Here is a 19,087-nt window from a genome sequence, read left to right on the forward strand (position 1 = left end):
TCCTCCTACGGCTCGGGCGTCGCGGCCAGGGCTCCAGCGAGGAGACCGGGACTCGCAACCTCACCGACGACGATAATGGCCGGAGGTTTCACCCCTGTTTCGACGCAAAGAAGAACAATGTCCTCGAGCGTCCCGTGGGTCACGCGTTCGGTCGCGGTGGTGCCGTTCTCGACGATCGCGACGGGGGTCTCGGGCCGGCAGCCCGCGGCGAGCGCCGCCTTCACAATGTCGGGCAGGGCGCTGACGCCCATGAGGAACACCACCGTCGCGCCAGCAGCCATCGCTGCCACGGCAGCCTTGTCGGCCCCCGCGTGACCCGTCGTGACGAGCACCGAGGTGGCGACGCCCCGCTGGGTCACGGGGATACCCGCGCGAGCGGGCACGGCGAGCGCGGAGGTGATGCCGGGCACCACCTCGACATCGACTCCAGCGTCGATGCACGCGTGCACTTCTTCTCCCCCGCGTCCAAACACATACGGGTCGCCGCCCTTGAGTCGCACCACGGTCTTGCCCGTCTGCGCGCGCTCGACGAGGATCCGATTGATCTCGTGCTGTGGCACCGGGTGGCGGTCGGGCGACTTGCCCACGTTGATGACCTCGACGTCGTACGGCACGGTCACGAGCAACTCGGTGGCGCCCAAGCGATCGGTGACCACCACATCGGCCTCAGACAATGCCTGACGGCCCCTCACCGTGATGAGGCCCGGGTCCCCCGGACCCGAGCCCACGAGAATGACCTTCCCGGCGCCGGGACGGCGGCGGCGCATGTCCACGTCGCCCGCATCGAGGTGGGCGGCGACGGCGTCGCGCACCGCACGGATGCGACCAGGGTCGGGCGTGTCGAGCGACAGCACTCCCACCGCGAGGTCGCCGTGCTTGGACATGGCGGCCTGACGCGCGCTGCCGCGCGAGGCGTCAGAAGCGTCGATGCACCACACCTGACGCTCATGCGCCCACGCCGCAATGGCGTCGTTCAGGTCCGGGTCGTCCGTGGCGGCCAGCACAAACCACGCGCCATCCAGATCGCGGGGCATGAAGCCGCGGCGCACCAGCGTCACGTCACCATGCAGCGCGTGCCGCTCGAGGTCGGCCGAGATCTCAGGCGCGACCACCGTCACGGCTGCTCCCTCGGAGACAAACCGGCGCACTCGCCGGGAGGCCACGGCGCCAGCGCCCGCGACCACGACGGATCTGCCACGCAGATCCAGTCCGAAGAGTGCTGTCACTTGCCACCAGCCAGGTCGATATACACCTGGCCATTGTCGAGGGTGACGGGGTAGACGACCAAGTCGGCGCCGTGGCCGTCCTTGGGTTCCTTGTCCATGGTGACCAGGCATTCGCCGGTCACCAGCGAGAACACCTGCTTGTAAACAGGCGAGCAAATCGTCGGAACATCGCCCCTGGTGCCGGTGATGCCACGCGAAATCACGGCGGCTCCAGCGAAGGGGCAGAAGTTCTGCACGGCGTGAACCGAGCCGTCCCACAAGCGGAACAGCGCGATCTGGACGCCCTCGACGATGGCCGCGACGCCGAGCTCAGGAGTGAGCGCGTCGTACTCGCACACGCGAACGCCGGAGGGAAGGGCGGTGGTGGTCATGGCGTGAATCTCCTCGATGAGTCAGGGGGTCAGTGCGTCAGAAGGGTGCCGTCGGCACGCTCGGCATCGGTCGCGGGGCGACGCTGGCCGCGCTGCTCGACATACGCGAGCGACGGGTCGGCCAGGTCGGGGGCGTTGACGAAGGAGCTGAACTGCTTGAGGCGCTCGGGGTCGCTGAGCACCGCAGCCCACTCGTCTTCGTACGAGTCGATGTGGTGGGCCATGTGGGCGTCCAAGTCCGCGCAGATTCCCAGCGAGTCGTCCACGATGACCGAGCGGATCGCCTCGAGTCCACCCTCGTACTCCGCCTGCCACGGCGCCGTGCGCTGCAGCCGGTCGGCGGTGCGGATGTAGAGCATCAGGTAGCGGTCGATGACCTGGAACACGGTCTCGTCGTCGACGTCCTCGACCAGCAGCTGAGCGTGGACCGGCGTGAAGCCGCCGTTGCCGCCCACGTACACATTCCAGCCCTTTTCCGTGGCGATGACGCCCACGTCCTTGCCGCGCGCCTCGGCGCACTCGCGTGCGCATCCCGAGACGCCCAGCTTGAACTTGTGGGGGCTGCGCAGGCCGCGGTACCGCAACTCAAGCGCGATCGCCATGGACACCGAGTCCTGCACGCCAAACCGGCACCAGGTCGAACCCACACACGACTTCGCGGTGCGCAACGACTTGCCGTACGCGTGGCCGGACTCCATGCCCGCGTCTACCAGGCGCTGCCAGATGGCGGGCAATTGCTCGAGGCGAGCACCGAACAGGTCGATGCGCTGGCCACCCGTGATCTTCGTGTACAGCCCGAAGTCCTCGGCAACCTGAGCGATGACCATGAGCTTGTCCGGCGTAATCTCACCGCCGGGGATGCGCGGGACCACCGAATAGGTGCCGTCCTTCTGCATGTTCGCCATCACGCGGTCGTTGGTGTCCTGCAGCGCCGCACGGTCGTCCGCGAGCACGTGCTGGTTGTAGATCGAGGCGAGGACCGACCCAATGGTCGGCTTGCAGATGTCGCAGCCGTGCCCGGTACCGAACCGGTCGATGATCTCGGAGAAGGTCGTCAGGCCGCTGACCTGGATCGCGGAGAACAGCTGCGCGCGGCTCATCTCGAAGTGCTCGCACAGGGCGTTGGAGACCTCGATGCCGGACTTGGCCAGCTCAGCGTTCATGATCTTCTTGACCAGCGGCAGGCAGGATCCGCACGCGGTTCCGGCCTTGGTCTCTGCCTTCACCGAGCCCAGGTCGTGACAGCCGCCCTCGTTGACGGCGTCGCGGATGGTGCCGGCGGTGACGTTGTTGCACGAACACACGCTCGCGGTGTCCGGCAGCTCGAGGTCGGGGCGCTGAGCGGCGCCCTCGGGCAAGATCCAGCTCGACGGGTCGCCGGGCAACTCCGAGCCCACCATGGGACGCAGCGTCGCGTAGTCCGAGGCGTCACCGACAAACATGCCGCCCAGCAGCGTCGAGGCATCGTCGGTCAGCACGAGCTTCTTGTAGGCGCCGTTGAGCGGGTTCGAGTACACGACCTCGAGCGCACCCTCTGCCGTGGCGAACGCGTCACCGAAGCTCGCGACATCCACGCCGAGCAGCTTGAGCTTGGTGGCCGTGTCAGCACCGCCATAGGCGGCCTCGCCGCCCAGCAGGCGGTCGACGGTGACGTCGGCCATGGTGTTACCAGGGGCGATGAGCCCCACGCTGAGCAGGCCGTCCGCGGGCGCTGCGGCGCATTCGCCGATCGCGCTGATGTGTGGGTCCTCGGTCAGGCAGGTGTCGTCGACAATGATGCCGCCGCGCTGGCCGATGCTCAGGCCGGCCTCGCGGCCCAGCTCGTCGCGGGGGCGAATGCCGGTGGCGAAGACCACCACGTCGACCAGTTGCTCTCCGCCGTCGGAGAACTTCAGCGATCCGGCATTGCCGTCGCGGTCGGGGCGCACCTCGGAGGTCGCGATGCCGCACTTCACGGTGACGCCGAGCCGCTCGATGAGGCGCTTGAGCGCCTCGCCGCCGGACTCGTCGACCTGCAAGGCCATCAGGCGGTCGGCGAACTCGATCACGGTGGAGGTGGCGCCCAATTCCTGCAGCGCACCGGCGGCCTCGAGGCCCAACAGTCCGCCGCCAATGACGGCTCCGCGCACCGGACGGTTGAAGAAGGCGCGGCGCGATTCGACCCATTCGCGCAGGCGCGCGACATCGTCGAGCGTGCGGTACATGAACACGCCGGGAAGGTCAGCGCCGGGGACGGGAGGCGCCCACGCGTACGAGCCGGTCGAGAGCACCAGGTGGTCGTAGCCGATCTCACGGCCGTCCGCGAGCGTCACGCTGCGCGCGGCGCGGTCGATGCTCACGGCACGGCTGTCGCGGTGCAGGGTCACCAGCGGGTCGTCCCACAGTTCGGGTTCGCCCAGCTCGAGGTCTTGGGCGCTCTTGCCCGCGAAGAAGCTGGTCAGCGCGACGCGGTCGTAGGGCGCGTACGTCTCCTCACCGATGACGTCGACGCTGAAGCGTCCGTCGACGTCCTTGCTCCGCAGCGACTGAGTGAAGCGGTGGGCAACCATGCCAGCACCGACGACGACGACCTTCTCGGGACTCATTGCTTTACTCCTCCCGGAACCCTCCTGCACCGGGACAGACCGGCCCGCCGTGTGCGGGCCGCGGCGGTGGGATCCGAATAACCCGAGGCTATGCGTGAAAAACGCCCGAAAACCGTGACCTTATGCCCGCTACGGAGGTGGCGCGTCATGCCCTGCTGGCGAGCGCATCGGCCCTCCCCCCCACCGTCAAATGGATCCATTTTCACCGTGAGGAGAGCCCCCTCTTCCCGTCAAATGGATCCATTTTCATCGGGAAGGGAGGGGACGGTGACGTAGACCATGCCGTCGGTGACCTCGACGTGGAACACCTCAAGGGTGGTCGACAGCCCCGCGACCGGCTGCTTGTCCATGGTCACCAAGCACTGACCGCTCAGGAGCGAGAACACCTGCTTATAGATGGGCGACGCGATGGTGGGCTCGTCCCCGCGAGAGCCGGTGATGCCGCGCGACATCACCGACGCCCCCGAAAACGGGCATAGGTTCTGCACCGCATGCACCGTGCCGTCGGCGAGCCGGAACACCGCCACCTGGGTGTCGACCACGAGCGCCGCGACCCCGAGGTCGGGCGTGAGACGCCCGTAGGTACACACCGCCGCACGCGTCGGTTCGCCGGGCAGGGCCGATGCGGTAGCCAGGGCCGATGCGGTAGGCGCCGGGGCCTCCGACACGGGCGCGGGTGCGGGGACAGTCATGAGCGGACCTCCAGAGTCGAGGGGGCGATGAGGACGGCGCCGTCACGGCGCTCCTCGCGGGTCGCAGGACGGCGCTGACCGCGCTGCTCGACGTACGCGAGCGAGGGGTCGGCCTGGTCGGGGGCGTTGACGAAGGCGGTGAACTGCTTGAGCCGCTCGGGGTCCTTGAGCACGGCCGCCCACTCGTCCTCGTAGGTGTCGATGTGGCGAGCCATGTGGGCGTCCAAATCCGCGCAGATGCCGAGCGAGTCGTCCATGATGACGGCCCTGATGGCCTCGAGTCCGCCCTCGTGTTCCTCTTGCCACGGCGCGGTGCGCTGCAAGCGGTCCGCGGTGCGGATGTAGTACATGAGGTAGCGGTCGATCACGGTGAACACCATGTCGTCGGGCACGTCCTCGACCAACAGTTGGGCGTGCTTGGGCGTGAAGCCGCCGTTGCCGCCCACGTAGACGTTCCAGCCCTTGTCGGTCGCGATGACGCCCACGTCCTTGCCGCGCGCCTCGGCGCATTCGCGCGCGCACCCGGACACGCCGAGCTTGATCTTGTGGGGGCTGCGCAGGCCGCGATACCTCAGTTCGAGCGCGATCGCGAGGCCCACCGAGTCCTGCACGCCGTAGCGGCACCACGTGGACCCCACACACGACTTCACGGTGCGCAGCGACTTGCCATAGGCGTGTCCCGACTCCATGCCGGCGTCTACCAGGCGCTGCCAGATGGCGGGCAGCTGCTCGAGTCGCGCGCCGAACAGGTCGATGCGCTGGCCGCCAGTGATCTTCGTGTACAGCCCGTAGTCCTGGGCGATCTGGCCTATGAGGATCAGGTGCTCGGGGAGGATCTCGCCGCCGGGCACGCGCGGCACCACCGAGTAGGTGCCGTCCTTCTGCATGTTGGCCATGACTCGGTCATTGGTGTCCTGCAGCGCAGCGCGGTCCTGGGCGAGCACGTGCTCGTTGTACAGGCTCGCGAGGATCGAGCCGATCGCGGGCTTGCACAGGTCGCAGCCACGCCCGGTTCCAAACCGCTCGATGATCTCGGAGAAGGTGCGCAGTTCGCTGACCTGAATCGCGGAGAACAACTGCGCGCGCGACATGTCGAAGTGTTCGCACAGCGTGTTCGAGACCTCGATGCCGGCCTTTTCAAGTTCGGTGCCCATGATCTTCTTCACGAGCGGCAGGCACGAGCCGCAGCTGGTGCCCGCCTTGGTGCAGGCCTTGACGCCCGCGATGTCGGTGCAGCCCTCGTCGGTCACCGAGCAGCGGATGGCCCCGGCGGTGACGTTGTTGCACGAGCACACGGTGGCCTCGTCGGGCAGCTCGACCGTGGGCCGCTCCCCTGATCCCTCGGGCAGCAGCCAGGCGGCGGGGTCCTCGCCAAGGTCGGAGCCGACCATGGGCCGCAGGGAGGCGTACGCGCTCGCGTCCCCCACGAGGATGCCGCCCAGCAGCGTGCGGGCGTCGTCCGTGAGCACGAGCTTCTTGTACACGCCAGCGACCGGGTCCGCGTAGACCAGTTCGAGCGCCCCTGGCGTGGTCGCGAACGCGTCGCCAAAGCTCGCGACATCAACGCCGAGCAGCTTGAGTTTGGCCGAGGTATCCGCGCCGGGGAACGTCGAGACCCCGCCGAGCAGCCGGTCCACAGCGATCTCCGCCATCGTGTTACCAGGCGCGATGAGGCCGATGCACGAGCCCTGAATGCACGCGACCTCACCGATCGCGCTGATGGCAGGGTCCTCCGTCAGGCACGTGTCATCGACCACGACGCCGCCGCGCTCGCCCATGGCGAGGCCGGAGCTGTGCCCGAGTTCGTCGCGCGGCCGCACACCCGTGGCAAAGACCACGACGTCGACGAGCTGCTCGCCACCGTCGGCAAACGTCAGGCGCCCCGCGCGGCCGGTCTTGTCTGGCTTGATGGCCTGGGTCGCAGTGTTGCAGCGCACCTTGACGCCCATGTTCTCGATCAGGCGACTGAGCGCGTGACCGCCCCCCTCGTCGACCTGCAGGTTCATGAGCCGGTCGGCGAACTGGATGACGGTGCTCGTCGCGCCCAACTCCTGGAGCGCGCCGGCGGCCTCGAGTCCCAGCAATCCGCCGCCGATGACGGCGCCCCGCACCACGCGGCCCAGGGCCTTGGCCCGCTCGTTCACGTAAATGCGCAGCGCCGCGACGTCGTCAATGGTGCGATACACAAAGACGCCTGGCAGGTCCGCGCCCTCCATAGGCGGGGCCCACGCGTACGAGCCCGTGGCGAGCACCAGGTGGTCGTACGGGTAGGTCTTGCCATGCTTGTCGGTGACCGTGCGCGCCTCGCGGTCGATGGTCTCGACGAGCGCATCACGCTCAAGCCTGACCAACGGGTCCTTCCACAGAGCGGGGTCGCCCAGCGCAAGGTCCTCGGGGTCCTTGCCGGTGAAGTAGCTCGTGAGCGCCACGCGGTCGTACGGCGCGCGGGGCTCCTCGGCCAGCACCGTGATGTGGTGACGGCCCTCGCTGTCGCGGTCGCGCAGCGCCTCGGTGAAGCGGTGCGCGACCATGCCGCCACCGACCACCACGATCTTTTGGGTGTCGTTCATCTCACTACCTCCCCTGTGCCCGCGAGCGCGGGAAACTTGGTGTCCTCGCCCGCGTCCGCTCCCTGATCGGGGACGTCGCAGGTACGGATGATGTCGCCCACGAGCGAGCGGCAGTCGCCGCAGCCGGTCGAGGCGCGCGTCGCGCGCGAGACCTCCTCGACGCTCGTGCAGCCGTCCTTCACGGCCGCGACAATGCGCCCCTTGGGCACGGAATTGCACTGGCACACCGTGTCCTCGTCGGCCATGTCGGCGGCCGATGCGGCGGCTGGCCGGGCAGCACCGGCGAGCGGGCGCACGATCAGGTGTGCCGGGTCGGACGGCACCGGGAGCATGCGCGTGTACATCGCGGACAGCTCCGAGGCGCACTGCTTGTCCCCCACGACCGTCGCGCCCACGAGCAGTCCGTGAGACACGACGACCTCGACGAACCTGCCGATGGCGGGATCGGCCATCCTCACGGCGCGCAGGTCGCGCTCGCCGTGGTCGAACTTGCCGGACAGTCCCATGGTGACCACGTCAAGGCCCATGGCCTTGACGCGCACCACGTTGGTGACGTCGAGCACGTCCTCGTCCACGTGGGGCCCGGCCGATGCGGGGGTGGCAGGTTCTGCCTGCTCAGCGGGCGCATCGGCCGTCCACAGGGCCACTAGGCGAGAGGCCTGCTCCCAGCCCTGCGCGACCAGGCCGGAGCCGCCCTCGGGCGGCTGCGCGCAGTCGCCGATCGCGAATACGGCGGGGTCGGAGGGGCTCGCGAGGTCTGCCCCGGTGAGGATGCCGCGCTCGCACGGCAGGCCAGCACGCCGCGCAAGGGCGGCCTCGGGGATGGTGCCGGCGCACATCACGAGCAGGTCGGTGAGCAACTCGGAACCGTCGGTCAGGCGCACCGAGGCCAGCACGCCGCGCCGGTCCAGGGCCTGCGCGACCGACGTCTGCGTGACGACCTTGACCCCCAGGCGCTGCAACGACCCAGTCGCGATGGTCGCCGCGGCATCGCCGAGCTGGCGCTCCATGAGGCGATCCGAATGGTGCACGAGCGTCACCGTCAGTCCGCGCGAGGCCAGGCCGGTGGCGACCTCGAGGCCCAGGACCCCGGCGCCCAGCACGACCGCACGGCGCGCCTTGGGCAACACCGCGAGGATCCCCTGCGCGTCGTCGAGGTCCTTGAGGACGCTCACGCCCGGCATGAGGCCGCGGTCGGTCGCGATGCCGTGGATGTTCGGAATCCGCGCCTGCGAGCCGGTCGCGAACACCAGGCGGTCGTATGTGTGTACCTCGCCCGTCGCGTCGGTCACGGTGCGCGCGGCGCGGTCGATGTCAATCGCGGGCACCCCCGTGAGTACCCGCACGCGCTCGGAGTCGGCGCACGCCATCGCGAGCGACTCCGCGTCCGTCTTGCCTGCCACGACGCTCGACAGCAGCACGCGGTTGTACGGCAGGTGACGCTCCTTGCCCAGCACCGTCACCTGCACCTCGGGGTCTTGGGAGACGAGCTCGTCGACAAACCGCGAGCCCACCATGCCGTTGCCGATCACGACCACGTTCATCGGACGCTCACCTCCCGGGTTGCGGTGGCCACCTCGGGCGCGGTGGCGGCGACGATCGAGACGGCGGTGACCTTGAACTCGGGCATGCCGCTGATGGGGTCCGTGACGTCGTTGGTCAGGCGGTTCGCGCTGCCGGCACCCGCCCAGTGGAAGGGCATGAAGACCGTGTCGGGGCGGACGGCCTCGGTGATCCGCACGCGTGCGATGGCACGGCCGCGGGCCGTGGTGAGGATCGCTTCCCCACCCTCGGCGAGGCTCAGGCGTTGGGCGAGCAGAGGGTGGACCTCGACGAACGGCTCCGGCTGGGCCGCGACGAGTTCCGCGACCCGGCGAGTCTGCGCGCCCGACTGGTAGTGCTGCAGCACTCGCCCCGTGACCAGGTAGGTCGGCGAGCCCGCGCGCACGTCGTCCGCTGGCGCGTGGTGATCCACCGCAACCATGCGCGCGCGACCGTCGGGCGTCGGGAAGCCGTCAAGAAACACGCGGGGCGTGCCAGGGTGGCCGGCATGCGGGACCGGCCAGTGCAGTTCCTCGCCAGCATCAAGCCGCTCGTAGGTGACGCCCGCGTAGTCGGCTTTCCCCCCGGCCGATGCGCGGGTCAGCTCCTCGAACACCGTCTCGGCATCGTCGCTAAAGCCCTGCGCCACTCCGAGCCGCGAGGCCAACTCGCGCAGGATCCACAGCTCGGTGCGGGCCTCACCCGGTGCGTCGACGGCCTTGCGGCGGCGGATGATGCGGCCCTCGAGGTTGGTCATGGTGCCCTCCTCCTCCGCCCACTGCGTGACCGGGAGGATGACGTCGGCCAGCAGCGCCGTCTCGGAGGGAACCATGTCGCACACCACGAGCAGGTCCAGGCGGGACAGCGCCTCCACGACCGCATCGGCGTTGGGAGCGGAGACCACCACATTGGAGCCGTGGACCAGCAGCGCGCGGGGGCCGCCCTCGGCGCCGAGCGAGTTCAAGAGCTTCACTGCAGGGACGCCGGGGCCGGGCAGCGAGTCGGGGTCCACGCCCCACACCTGCGCGACGTGCGCGCGAGCGGCGGGGTCGGTGATCATCCGGTAGCCGGGAAGCTGGTCCGACTTCTGGCCGTGCTCGCGCCCGCCCTGACCGTTGCCCTGGCCCGTCACGGGGCCAAAGCCGCTGCCTTCGCGTCCCACGAGTCCCAGGCACAGCGCGAGGTTGATTGCGGCGGTGACACCGTCGGTGCCCTGGCTCATTTGCTCAAGCCCACGTCCGGTCAGCACGTACGCTCCGCGACCGCCGTGCGAGGGCGAGGCCGCCGCGAGTACGCGCGCGGTGTGCCGGAGTCGGTCGGCAGGAATGCCGCACACCGCCTCGGCACGCTCGGGCCACCACGCGGCCACCGACCGGCGCACCTCGCCCAGCCCGTTGGTGCGGGCAGCGAGGTAGTCGAGGTCGGCGAGTCCCTCGGCGAGCACCACGTGGGTGAGGGCGAGCAACACCACCATGTCGGCGCCAGGCACGGGCGCAAGGTGAATGCCCTGGTCTCCGCTCGCAAGCTTCGCCGTCACCGTCTCGCGCGGGTCCACCACGATCAGCCCGCCGCGCTCGCGCACGCCCGCAAGGTGCTGCACGAAGGGAGGCATCGTGACGCCCATGTTCGAGCCCATGACGAGCACCGCATCGGCCCCACCCAGGTCCGCGAGCGGGAACCCCAGTCCCCTGTCCATGCCGAACGCGCGGTTGGAAGCCGCCGCGGCAGAAGACATACAGAAGCGGCCGTTGTAGTCGATGAACGGCGTGCGCAGCACGACGCGCGCAAACTTGCCCAGCGCGTAGGCCTTCTCGTTGGTGAGGCCCCCACCGCCGAACACTGCGATGGACTCGCGGCCGTGGGCGTCCTGCAACTGGGCGATGCGTCCGGCGACCAGGTCGAGCGCCTCGCCCCAGTCGGCCTCGCGGAAGCCGCCGTCCTCGGTGCGGAGCATGGGCGATGTGATGCGGTCGGCGGCGCGTAGCACCTCGGCCGACGTCCAGCCCTTCTGGCACAGCCCTCCCCTGTTGGTGGGGAACTGGCGACCTTCCACCGTCACCGGAACCGGCGCATCGGCCGTCTTGGTGAGCGACTGTGCGCACTGGAGCGCGCAGTACGGGCAGTGGGTCGCGACCGCGTCGCCCGAGGGCAGGGGCCCCCGGGACGACGCGGCGCCGTGCGATGCGGGCACGATCAGACTCCCGCCATCCGGGCGCCCTTGCGCAGGTAGAACACCCACGTGAGGACGGCCATGAGCAGGAAGACACCGATGTAGATCTGCAGGGCGGGGACGATCGAGCCCTCGAAAGCCTCCCGCGACCACTTGTAGACGAAGGGGATCGCGAAGCCGCCAAAGGCGCCGACGGCGGAGATCATGCCCACCGCGCCGGCGCTCTGGCGTTTGAAGTCGAGGAAGGACTCCTCGGAGCCGTCGCCCTTGTCCTCGCGCAGGCGGTTGAAGATCGACGGGATCATCCGGTAGGTCGAGCCGTTGCCAAGGCCGGTGATGAGGAACAGCGCGAGGAAGCTCGCGAAGAACAGCGGCAGGTTCTCGCCCTGGACACCCAGAACAGCGCACCAGCCCGCGACGGCCATAAGGCAGAAGGCCGTGACGGTAATGATCGAGCCGCCAAAGCGGTCGGCGAGCTTGCCGCCATATGGCCGGGCGAGCGAGCCGAGCAGCGCGCCAAGGAAGCCCCAGCCGAGCGCGATGTCGGGGCGGTCGAAGACCACCGTGAGGAGTGTCGGGAACGCCGCCGAATAGCCGATGAACGAGCCAAAGGTGCCCACGTACAGGAAGGCCATGAGCCACGTGTGCCCGTGGCGCATGGAGCGGCCGGTGGGCTTGGGGTCGGCCTTGGCCTCGCGCAGATTGTCCATGAACAGGAACGCGAGGACAGCCGCGATGACGGCGAGCGGCAAGTAGACCAGTCCGGCCATCGCGAGGCCGAGTCCACCGAGTCCGACGACAAAGGGCACAAGCTTCTGCGCGACGGCGACACCGATGTTTCCGCCTGCGGCGTTCAGGCCCAGCGCCCAGCCCTTGGCCTTGTCCGGGTAGAAAAAGGTGATGTTGGACATCGACGAGGCAAAGTTGCCTCCACCGAGACCGGCCGTCGCGGCGATCGCGACCAGCACGCCGAACGAGGTGTCAGGCCGGCCCACGACCCACGCCAGTCCCGCCGTGGGGATGATCAGCAGCAAGGCCGAGATGACAGTCCAATTGCGGCCACCGAAGATCGGCACCGCGAACGTGTACGGAATGCGCATGAAGGCTCCCACGCCTGAGGCGACCGCGAGCAGCGTGAGGCCTTGCTCGGCAGTGAGGGCCCAGCCGTTGGCGCCCGTCGCGATGAGGGCACCGGAATCGTCGAACCGGCCATACATGCTGACGACGACGATCGACCACAGCATCCAGATGGAGAAGCCGATGTGCTCGGCGATGATGGAGAAGATGAGGTTACGCAGGGCAATCTTCTTGCCCCGTGACTCCCAGAACAGTTCGTTCTCTGGGGTCCAGCGCTCGATCCATCGACCCTTGCCGATGACGCCGGGCTCGACAGCTGCGGTCGCCGTCTGTTCTTGCCGGTCCTGTACGGACATGACCCCTCCCCAGGGTTCCGTGGTGGTGGATGCCCGGGGCCGTCGTCGGCAACCGGTCACTCCGCATCAGTGACCTTTCCGGGCACTTCTCACGCTAGGGAGGGGATGTTTCGCCGCTCAGCGGCTTGTGTGAATCCTGATGAAACTCTTTCTCACGTCCGCAGACGTGAGAATGTGAGGGCGAGCGCGCTCGAAGGCGTCTTGGTGCGTGAACAGACGGGAAATCGCGCCGTTGTCACCCTGTTCTCACGCCCGCGGGGGACGTGACGTGATGTTTCGTGGGCCTCAGCGGAGCGCTGCCTGCTCCGCAAGAGCCCACGACTGAACCGCGTCGAGCACCTTCGCGAGGTCCTCCTCGCGGTGGGCCTGCGACACGAACCAGGCCTCGTAGGCACTCGGGGGCAGGTACACGCCCGCGGAGTGCAGCGAGTGGAACAGCCGTGCATAGGCGGCGGTGTCCTGGGTGGACACCTGAGCGAAGGTGACGGGCGCATCGGCCAGGCCCAAGAAGAACGAGAACAAGGTGCCGGCCCTGCCCACCGAGTGAACGATGCCGGCCTGCGTGAGGATGTCGCTGACGCCGGTGGCGAGGGTGTCCGCGCCCGCCGCGACGCGCGCGTAGACGTCCTCGGTCAACAGGCGCATGGTCGCGAGGCCTGCGGCGGTCGCCACCGGGTTACCCGACAAGGTGCCGGCCTGATAGACAGGGCCGAGCGGGGCGAGCTGCTCCATGAGTTCGATACGACCGGCGATGGCCGCCACCGGCATACCGCCGCCAATGACCTTGCCAAAGGTGACGAGGTCCGGTTGCCAGGGCTCGACCCCGGCGGCGAGGTCCTCGTCGCGCTCGACGCCCCAATAACCCGAGGGGCCCGCACGGAAACCGGTGAGCACCTCGTCGAGGATCATGACGGCGCCCTCGTTGCGGCACAGCGTCGCGATCAGGCGATTGAAGCCGCGCGGCGGGCGCACCACGCCCATGTTGCACGGCGCCGCCTCGGTGATGACGGCCGCGATGGACTGGCCGTGCTCGGCGAAGGCGTCCGTGAGGGCGGTCTCGTCGCCGTACGGCAGCACGATGGTGTCAGCGGCGGTGCCCTTGGTGACGCCCGCGCTGTCCGGGACACCGGCGGTAGCCAGGCCAGAGCCCGCCGCGACCAGCAGCGAGTCCGAGTGGCCGTGGTAGCAGCCGGCGAACTTCACGATCACGTCACGACCGGTCGCGCCGCGCGCCAGACGGATGGCCGTCATGGTCGCCTCGGTGCCCGTCGAGACCAGGCGGACCCGCTCGGCAGGCGCGTAGCGGCCGCGGATCTCCTCCGCGAGCTCGACCTCGCGCTGAGTGGTCGCGCCGAACGACAGCCCGTCCGCGGCCGCGAGCTGGACTGCCTGCACCACCGTGGGGTGGCTGTGTCCGAGGATCGCCGGACCCCACGAACCCACCAGGTCCACGTACTCGCGGCCGTTGGCGTCAGCGACGCGCGCTCCAAGCGCCTTGGCGAGCGGGACGGGGTCGCCGCCCACCCCGTTCCAGGCGCGCACGGGCGAATTGACGCCGCCGGGCAGAATGTCCTTGGCACGGTCGGTAAACGTGGTCACGTGATCCTCCTGCGGGCGCTGCGCGCCCTGGTCGTTCAGTCCTCGCGCAGCCAGTGCGCGATGTCGATGGCGGCGTAGGTCAGCACGATGCTGGCTCCCGCGCGCACGATGCTCGTGACCGCCTCGAGGTGGGCGGTGCGGCGGTCGATCCAGTCGCGCTGCGCGGCCGCCTCGATCTGCGAATACTCCCCCGACACGTGGTAGGCCGCGACGGGGACGGTGGCCTCGGCGGCGACGTCCGCCAGCACGTCGAGGTACGGCAGCGCCGGCTTGACCATGAGGAAGTCGGCACCCTCGGCCTCGTCGAGGGCGGCCTCAAGCGAGCCCTCAATGCGGTTGGCAGGATCCATCTGGTACGTGCGGCGGTCGCCCTGGAGCTCAGACTCCACGGCCTCGCGGAAGGGGCCATAGGCGGCCGATGCGTACTTGGCTGCGTAGGCAAGGATCGAGGTTTCGAGGTGGCCGGCCTCGTCGAGCGCCGCTCGCACGGCGGCCACCTGGCCGTCCATCATGCCGCTCAGGCCGAGCACCTGCGCTCCGGCGTCTGCCTGCGCGACGGCCATGCGGCCATAGACCTCGAGCGTCGCGTCGTTGTCAACCGTGCCGTCCGCGGCGAGAACGCCGCAGTGGCCGTGGTCGGTGAACTCGTCGAGGCACAGGTCCGCCATCACGACCAGGCGGCCCTGCGCTGCGGCGACCGCCTGCTCGATCGCGCGGTTGAGGATGCCGTCTGTGTCGCAACCCTGGGAGCCGGTCGCGTCCCGGTGCGCAGGGATCGCGAACAGCATCACGCCGCCGAGCCCCGCGGCGGCAGCGGAGTCGATCGCGCCTGCGAGGTGGTCGAGCGGGAGCTGCTCGACGCCCGGCATGGACTCGATCGCCTTGGGCTCGGTGAGTGACTCGTGCACGAACAGCGGCAGCACCAGTTGTGCGGGCACCACCCTGGTCTCGCGCACCAGACGACGCATGGCCGGGCTGGTGCGCAGCCGCCTGGGGCGCCGATGCGGGGCGTAGGTCACTTGGACGGCTCCTCCTCCTGCGTACCGGCGATGATCTCGTCGAAGGACAAGTCTGCGGGAGAGCCGGCGACTACCTGAGGTTCGGGCTCGGGCTCCTCCACGTGGACATCAGTTGCCTCGATGGCCTCGTCGGGGGCCTCCACGTGGACATCAGTTGCCTCGATGGCCTCGTCGGGAACCTCCACGTGGACATCAGTTGCCTCGGAGGGGGTGGACGGGGGCTCGTGGTCGTCGGCGTCAAACTCCATGACCTGGTCCGGGTCGAGCGCGGCGAGCAGGCCAGTCACGATGCCGTCGTAGGACGGTGCCGTCGCCACCGCGGCGACGGGAAGGCCCGCGCCTCGCGCTGCCGCAGCAGTCATGTCGCCAATCGCGACCACGAGGGTGGTCTCAGGAATAACCGCGCCCGAATCTGCGAGGCGCTGGGCCACGGAACCCGAGGTCAGCAAGACGGCGTCAAAGCGGCCCGCCTCCATCTCCTCGCGCAGTTGCTTTCCCACGCCCGATCCTTCGACCGTGCGGTACGCCTCAACGGTCGAGACGCTCCAGCCCTTGCGCTCGAGCCCGCGGGCCAGCACGGGGGCGGCGAGATTGCCCAGCGGCGCGAGCACCTTGCCGGGCCCCTCGGGAAACTCCTCGACAATCCCGCGCGCGTTCTGGCGCTTGGTGGGCACGAGCTCGACCTCCAGGCCCAGGTCCGCGCACACGGCGCGGGTGGCCTCGCCAACGGTCGCAACCTTGGCCTCGGGCAGCGGTGCGGCGAGGTCCATGCCGCGCCGGCGAGCAATCGCGTCCATCGCGGACAGCGCGTTGCGGCTGGTCACGGCGAGCCAGTCGAAGTCGCCCGCGCACCACGCGAGGGTGGCCTCCTCGAGTTCCTCCGGCTGCGAGGTGGCCTCGATCGCGATGAACTCGACCTCTTCGACGATGGCGCCCGCCTCAGCGAGCCGCACCGCGAGGTGGCGGCGTTGCGCCGTCACGGGGACGAGCAGGTGCTTACCTTCCAGCGCACTGAGATCCATCTCAGTTCCTTCCCATCAGGCGGCCAGCGCCGCGGCTCATCAGCGTCCACCCCGTGGAGCGACCGAGCGCCGCGGCCTCGGACGCCGGCGCGGTGCCGCTCTCATTCAACGCGAGCTTCCCGGCCGTGTCGACCACGCGCGCCCGCAGCGTCAGCACGTCGGCCTCGACCGTGCCGTAGGCGGCCACGGGCGCCGAACACCCTGCATCGAGCACGCCCAGCAGGGAGCGCTCGGCGGTGACGGCCGCACGGGTGTCCGGGTGATCGAGCGCGCGGACAAACTGGGCCCAGGCGGGGTCGGCTCCCGGAACAATCTCGATGGCGAGCGCGCCCTGACCGGGCGCGGGCATCATTTCGGCCGGGTCGAGCAGTTCGGTGGCCTCGTCGAGACGCCCCAGGCGCTGCAGGCCAGCGGCGGCGAGCACCACCCCGTCGAGCTCCGTGCCGACCTTCGACAGTCGCGTGTCGACGTTGCCGCGCAGCGGTTCGACGACGAGGTCGGGGCGCAGCGCGAGCAGTTGCGCCGCGCGACGCGGTGAGCCGGTGCCGATGCGGGCACCCTCGGGCAATTCGCGCAGTGTGGGACCGGTGGTGCACAAAGCGTCGCGCATGTCCGCACGCTCAGTAATGGCGGCCACCTCGAGTTCGGGGTGCAACTGAGTGGGCATGTCCTTGAGCGAGTGCACCGCAAGGTCGCACTCGTCGCGCAGCAACGCCTCGCGCAGTGCCGCGACAAACACGCCCACCTCGCTCAGGCCCACGAGAGACCCGCGCGAGATGTCGCCGTGCGTGGTGATCGACACCAGCTCGACCTCAAGATCCACCCCGGCGGCAGCGGCCACCTGGGTGATCTGGTCGGCAACCATGCCGGATTGGGTGCGCGCGAGCGCAGAACCGCGGGTGCCGAGTCGAAGCCTCATGGCGCCCATCGTTTCATAGTCAGGCGGTGTGCTGACGCCAGCCTCCACGGCCTCTAAAGCCCACTCCCCACCACAGCAACACCAGCGCGACAATCGCCAACGCGAGCGCAACCCAGGCCGGCGCCTGATAGCCCCAGCCGGCACCGATCACGACGGCGCCCAGTCCCGTGCCGACGGCGGTGGCGGCGTTGAGCGCCGCGTGCGCAAGCGCCGACCCGAGCGAAGGGGAACCGTGCATGACGTCCATCAGGTGCACCTGAGCGGACTGCGAGAAGACCTGCATCGAGCAGCCCAACAGCACCAGCAGCGGGATAGTCGCGGCAGGGGTATCGCCCGCCAGCCCAATGCCCAGGAGCGCGACCGCCGCGGCGGCCAAGCCCAGGCGCCCCGCCCCCACGTGCGACAAGTCGGTGAGCTTGCCGCCAAGATACGCACCCGTGGTCATCGCCACGCCCCACAGGACGAGCACCCACGTCACTTGCGAGGAGGCCAACCCGTTGGTGTCCTCAAGCAGCGGCACCACGTAAGAGAACACCGCTCCCAGGCCAGAAAAGCCCACAGTGATGGCGATGAGGGCGGTCCACAGTCGCGCGCCTCGCAGCGCGCGCATTTCAGCGCGCGGTGACGCATGAGGGTTGCCAGGGACATCGGGAGCAAAAGCCCACACTCCCAGGCAGCCGATGACGGCGATGACCGTCACGGCGCCATAGGCGGCACGCCAACTCACCGCGTCGGAAAGCCACTGCATGAAGGGCACACCCACCACGAGCGAGCTCGTCAGGCCCAGCATGATGATCGCTACGGCCTTGCCTCGACGCTCGGGTCCCATGACCGTCATCGCGACGTAGGACGCGGTGCCGAGCAGCGCGCCGTGTGGCAGTCCCGCGAAGAACCTGATCGCCATGAGCGCCTCCACCGTGGGCGCGATCACCGTCGCGATCGTGGTCACCAAGAAGAGCGCCGACATCCACAGCAGCACCGTGCGCCGGGCGACACGACCCAGCCCCACCATGAACAGGGGCGCACCCACGACCACTCCGAGTGAGTAGGCGACCATGGTCCAACCGAGCAGGTCGACGGTCGTCGACAGGTCGGTGACCTGGTCCGCCACGACCGACGCCGCACCGTTTTGGGTGATGCCGATCCCGAACCCGATCGCCGCAAACGCGGCCAGCACCTGTCCGGCACGCGGGTCGCGCGCCGTGTGTGGCAGTCGCCAGCGCGGCGTGCCGGCATCCAGGGTCGAGGGAAGGTCTGTCATCCGCGCTTGCGCACCACCAGGACCACGGCCGCCACAGCGGCACCGAGCGCAGCGAGTCCGATGAGCGGCAGCACCCAACCGGGGGTGGCGGGCTCGGGCTCAGCGCTGATGGGCTCGGAGATCGGCACGGCGCTCACGCTCTCGTGCGGCGTGGGCTCCGCCGCGGCAGTGGGTTCCTCAACGGCGGTCGGCGTCGGGGTGCCCGGGTCGGCCTCGGCGGGCGCGTACGTGAAGGGCACGGTGCCCTCGATGGGGTGCCCGTCCTCGGCAACGATCCGCCACACCAGCGTCGTGGTGCCCGCGGGAAGCTCTGCATCGACCGCTGCCACGACCACCATGTCCTCAGGGAACGTGGGCTCGAGCGGGTGCGCATCGCCGTTGATGTCGACGAGTGACAGCTCCGCGCCAATGTCGAGCAGGTGGCTCGTGAATTCGAGCCTGACCTCCGTCAGTTCCTCGACAGTCGAGTCCCGTTCGGGCGTGGACGATTTGAGCTCGGTGTGGGCCTGCGCAGCGGGCGCGAGCACCACGGCGGCGAGGATCACGGCCGCGAGCGTGGCGAAGGCACGGGACAGGCGAGCGGAACGGAAAGTGACACGGGGATGCATGGCGCCATTGTGACAGTCCCCCTCCCCCGTTGATACCCGTCTCGCCGCCCGTGGCCCCAGGCGTGCACGC

General features: G+C 69.3%; 14 protein-coding genes. All 14 read right to left on the bottom strand.

Going from position 1 to position 19,087, the window contains the following annotated elements; all coding sequences use genetic code 11:
* Window positions 1-5: 5 nt before the first annotated feature.
* The 14 genes from cobA to ACK5NO_RS13010 all read right to left on the bottom strand — a co-directional run bounded on the left by cobA (window position 6) and on the right by ACK5NO_RS13010 (window position 19,017).
* Window positions 6-1,226, bottom strand: coding sequence for a uroporphyrinogen-III C-methyltransferase (gene cobA, locus ACK5NO_RS12945; protein WP_416813095.1), 1,221 nt, complete (start codon window positions 1,224-1,226; stop codon window positions 6-8).
* Window positions 1,223-1,597 (bottom strand): nitrite reductase small subunit NirD, encoded by a 375-nt coding sequence (gene nirD / locus ACK5NO_RS12950; RefSeq protein ID WP_416813096.1) that lies wholly within the window; start codon window positions 1,595-1,597, stop codon window positions 1,223-1,225. Before nirD (ACK5NO_RS12950) ends, cobA begins: the two co-directional genes overlap by 4 nt.
* Window positions 1,598-1,626: 29 nt before the next feature.
* A complete protein-coding gene (gene nirB, locus ACK5NO_RS12955; RefSeq protein WP_416813097.1) occupies window positions 1,627-4,182 on the bottom strand; it encodes a nitrite reductase large subunit NirB in 2,556 nt (851 codons plus the stop codon).
* A 230-nt stretch (window positions 4,183-4,412) separates the two neighbouring features.
* A complete protein-coding gene (gene nirD / locus ACK5NO_RS12960) occupies window positions 4,413-4,874 on the bottom strand; it encodes a nitrite reductase small subunit NirD (RefSeq protein ID WP_416813098.1) in 462 nt (153 codons plus the stop codon).
* A complete protein-coding gene (gene nirB / locus ACK5NO_RS12965; RefSeq protein ID WP_416813099.1) occupies window positions 4,871-7,444 on the bottom strand; it encodes a nitrite reductase large subunit NirB in 2,574 nt (857 codons plus the stop codon). Before nirB (ACK5NO_RS12965) ends, nirD (ACK5NO_RS12960) begins: the two co-directional genes overlap by 4 nt.
* Window positions 7,441-8,988, bottom strand: coding sequence for an FAD-dependent oxidoreductase (locus tag ACK5NO_RS12970; protein ID WP_416813100.1), 1,548 nt, complete (start codon window positions 8,986-8,988; stop codon window positions 7,441-7,443). The genes nirB (ACK5NO_RS12965) and ACK5NO_RS12970 overlap by 4 nt, the downstream gene beginning before the upstream one ends.
* Window positions 8,985-11,138: a molybdopterin oxidoreductase family protein gene (locus tag ACK5NO_RS12975; protein WP_416813186.1), complete on the bottom strand. Its 2,154-nt coding sequence runs from the start codon at window positions 11,136-11,138 to the stop codon at window positions 8,985-8,987. The genes ACK5NO_RS12970 and ACK5NO_RS12975 overlap by 4 nt, the downstream gene beginning before the upstream one ends.
* A gap of 41 nt (window positions 11,139-11,179) precedes the next feature.
* A complete protein-coding gene (locus ACK5NO_RS12980; protein WP_416813101.1) occupies window positions 11,180-12,589 on the bottom strand; it encodes an MFS transporter in 1,410 nt (469 codons plus the stop codon).
* 285 nt (window positions 12,590-12,874) lie between these two features.
* On the bottom strand, window positions 12,875-14,188 hold the full coding sequence (gene hemL / locus ACK5NO_RS12985) for a glutamate-1-semialdehyde 2,1-aminomutase (RefSeq protein WP_416813102.1): 1,314 nt from the start codon (window positions 14,186-14,188) through the stop codon (window positions 12,875-12,877).
* Between the two features lie 35 nt (window positions 14,189-14,223).
* Window positions 14,224-15,207, bottom strand: coding sequence for a porphobilinogen synthase (gene hemB / locus ACK5NO_RS12990; protein WP_416813103.1), 984 nt, complete (start codon window positions 15,205-15,207; stop codon window positions 14,224-14,226).
* Window positions 15,204-16,229, bottom strand: a complete 1,026-nt coding sequence (locus tag ACK5NO_RS12995) for a uroporphyrinogen-III synthase (protein ID WP_416813104.1) — start codon at window positions 16,227-16,229, stop codon at window positions 15,204-15,206. Before ACK5NO_RS12995 ends, hemB begins: the two co-directional genes overlap by 4 nt.
* A gap of 1 nt (window position 16,230) precedes the next feature.
* Window positions 16,231-17,148, bottom strand: coding sequence for a hydroxymethylbilane synthase (hemC, locus tag ACK5NO_RS13000; RefSeq protein ID WP_416813105.1), 918 nt, complete (start codon window positions 17,146-17,148; stop codon window positions 16,231-16,233).
* Window positions 17,149-17,167: 19 nt separating this feature from the next.
* On the bottom strand, window positions 17,168-18,409 hold the full coding sequence (locus tag ACK5NO_RS13005; protein WP_416813106.1) for an MFS transporter: 1,242 nt from the start codon (window positions 18,407-18,409) through the stop codon (window positions 17,168-17,170).
* Window positions 18,406-19,017: a copper resistance CopC family protein gene (locus ACK5NO_RS13010; protein ID WP_416813107.1), complete on the bottom strand. Its 612-nt coding sequence runs from the start codon at window positions 19,015-19,017 to the stop codon at window positions 18,406-18,408. The genes ACK5NO_RS13005 and ACK5NO_RS13010 overlap by 4 nt, the downstream gene beginning before the upstream one ends.
* Between the last annotated feature and the right edge of the window lie 70 nt (window positions 19,018-19,087).

The sequence above is a fragment of the Demequina sp. genome (assembly GCF_047975725.1).
In the GTDB taxonomy this organism is placed as follows: Bacteria; Actinomycetota; Actinomycetes; order Actinomycetales; family Demequinaceae; genus Demequina.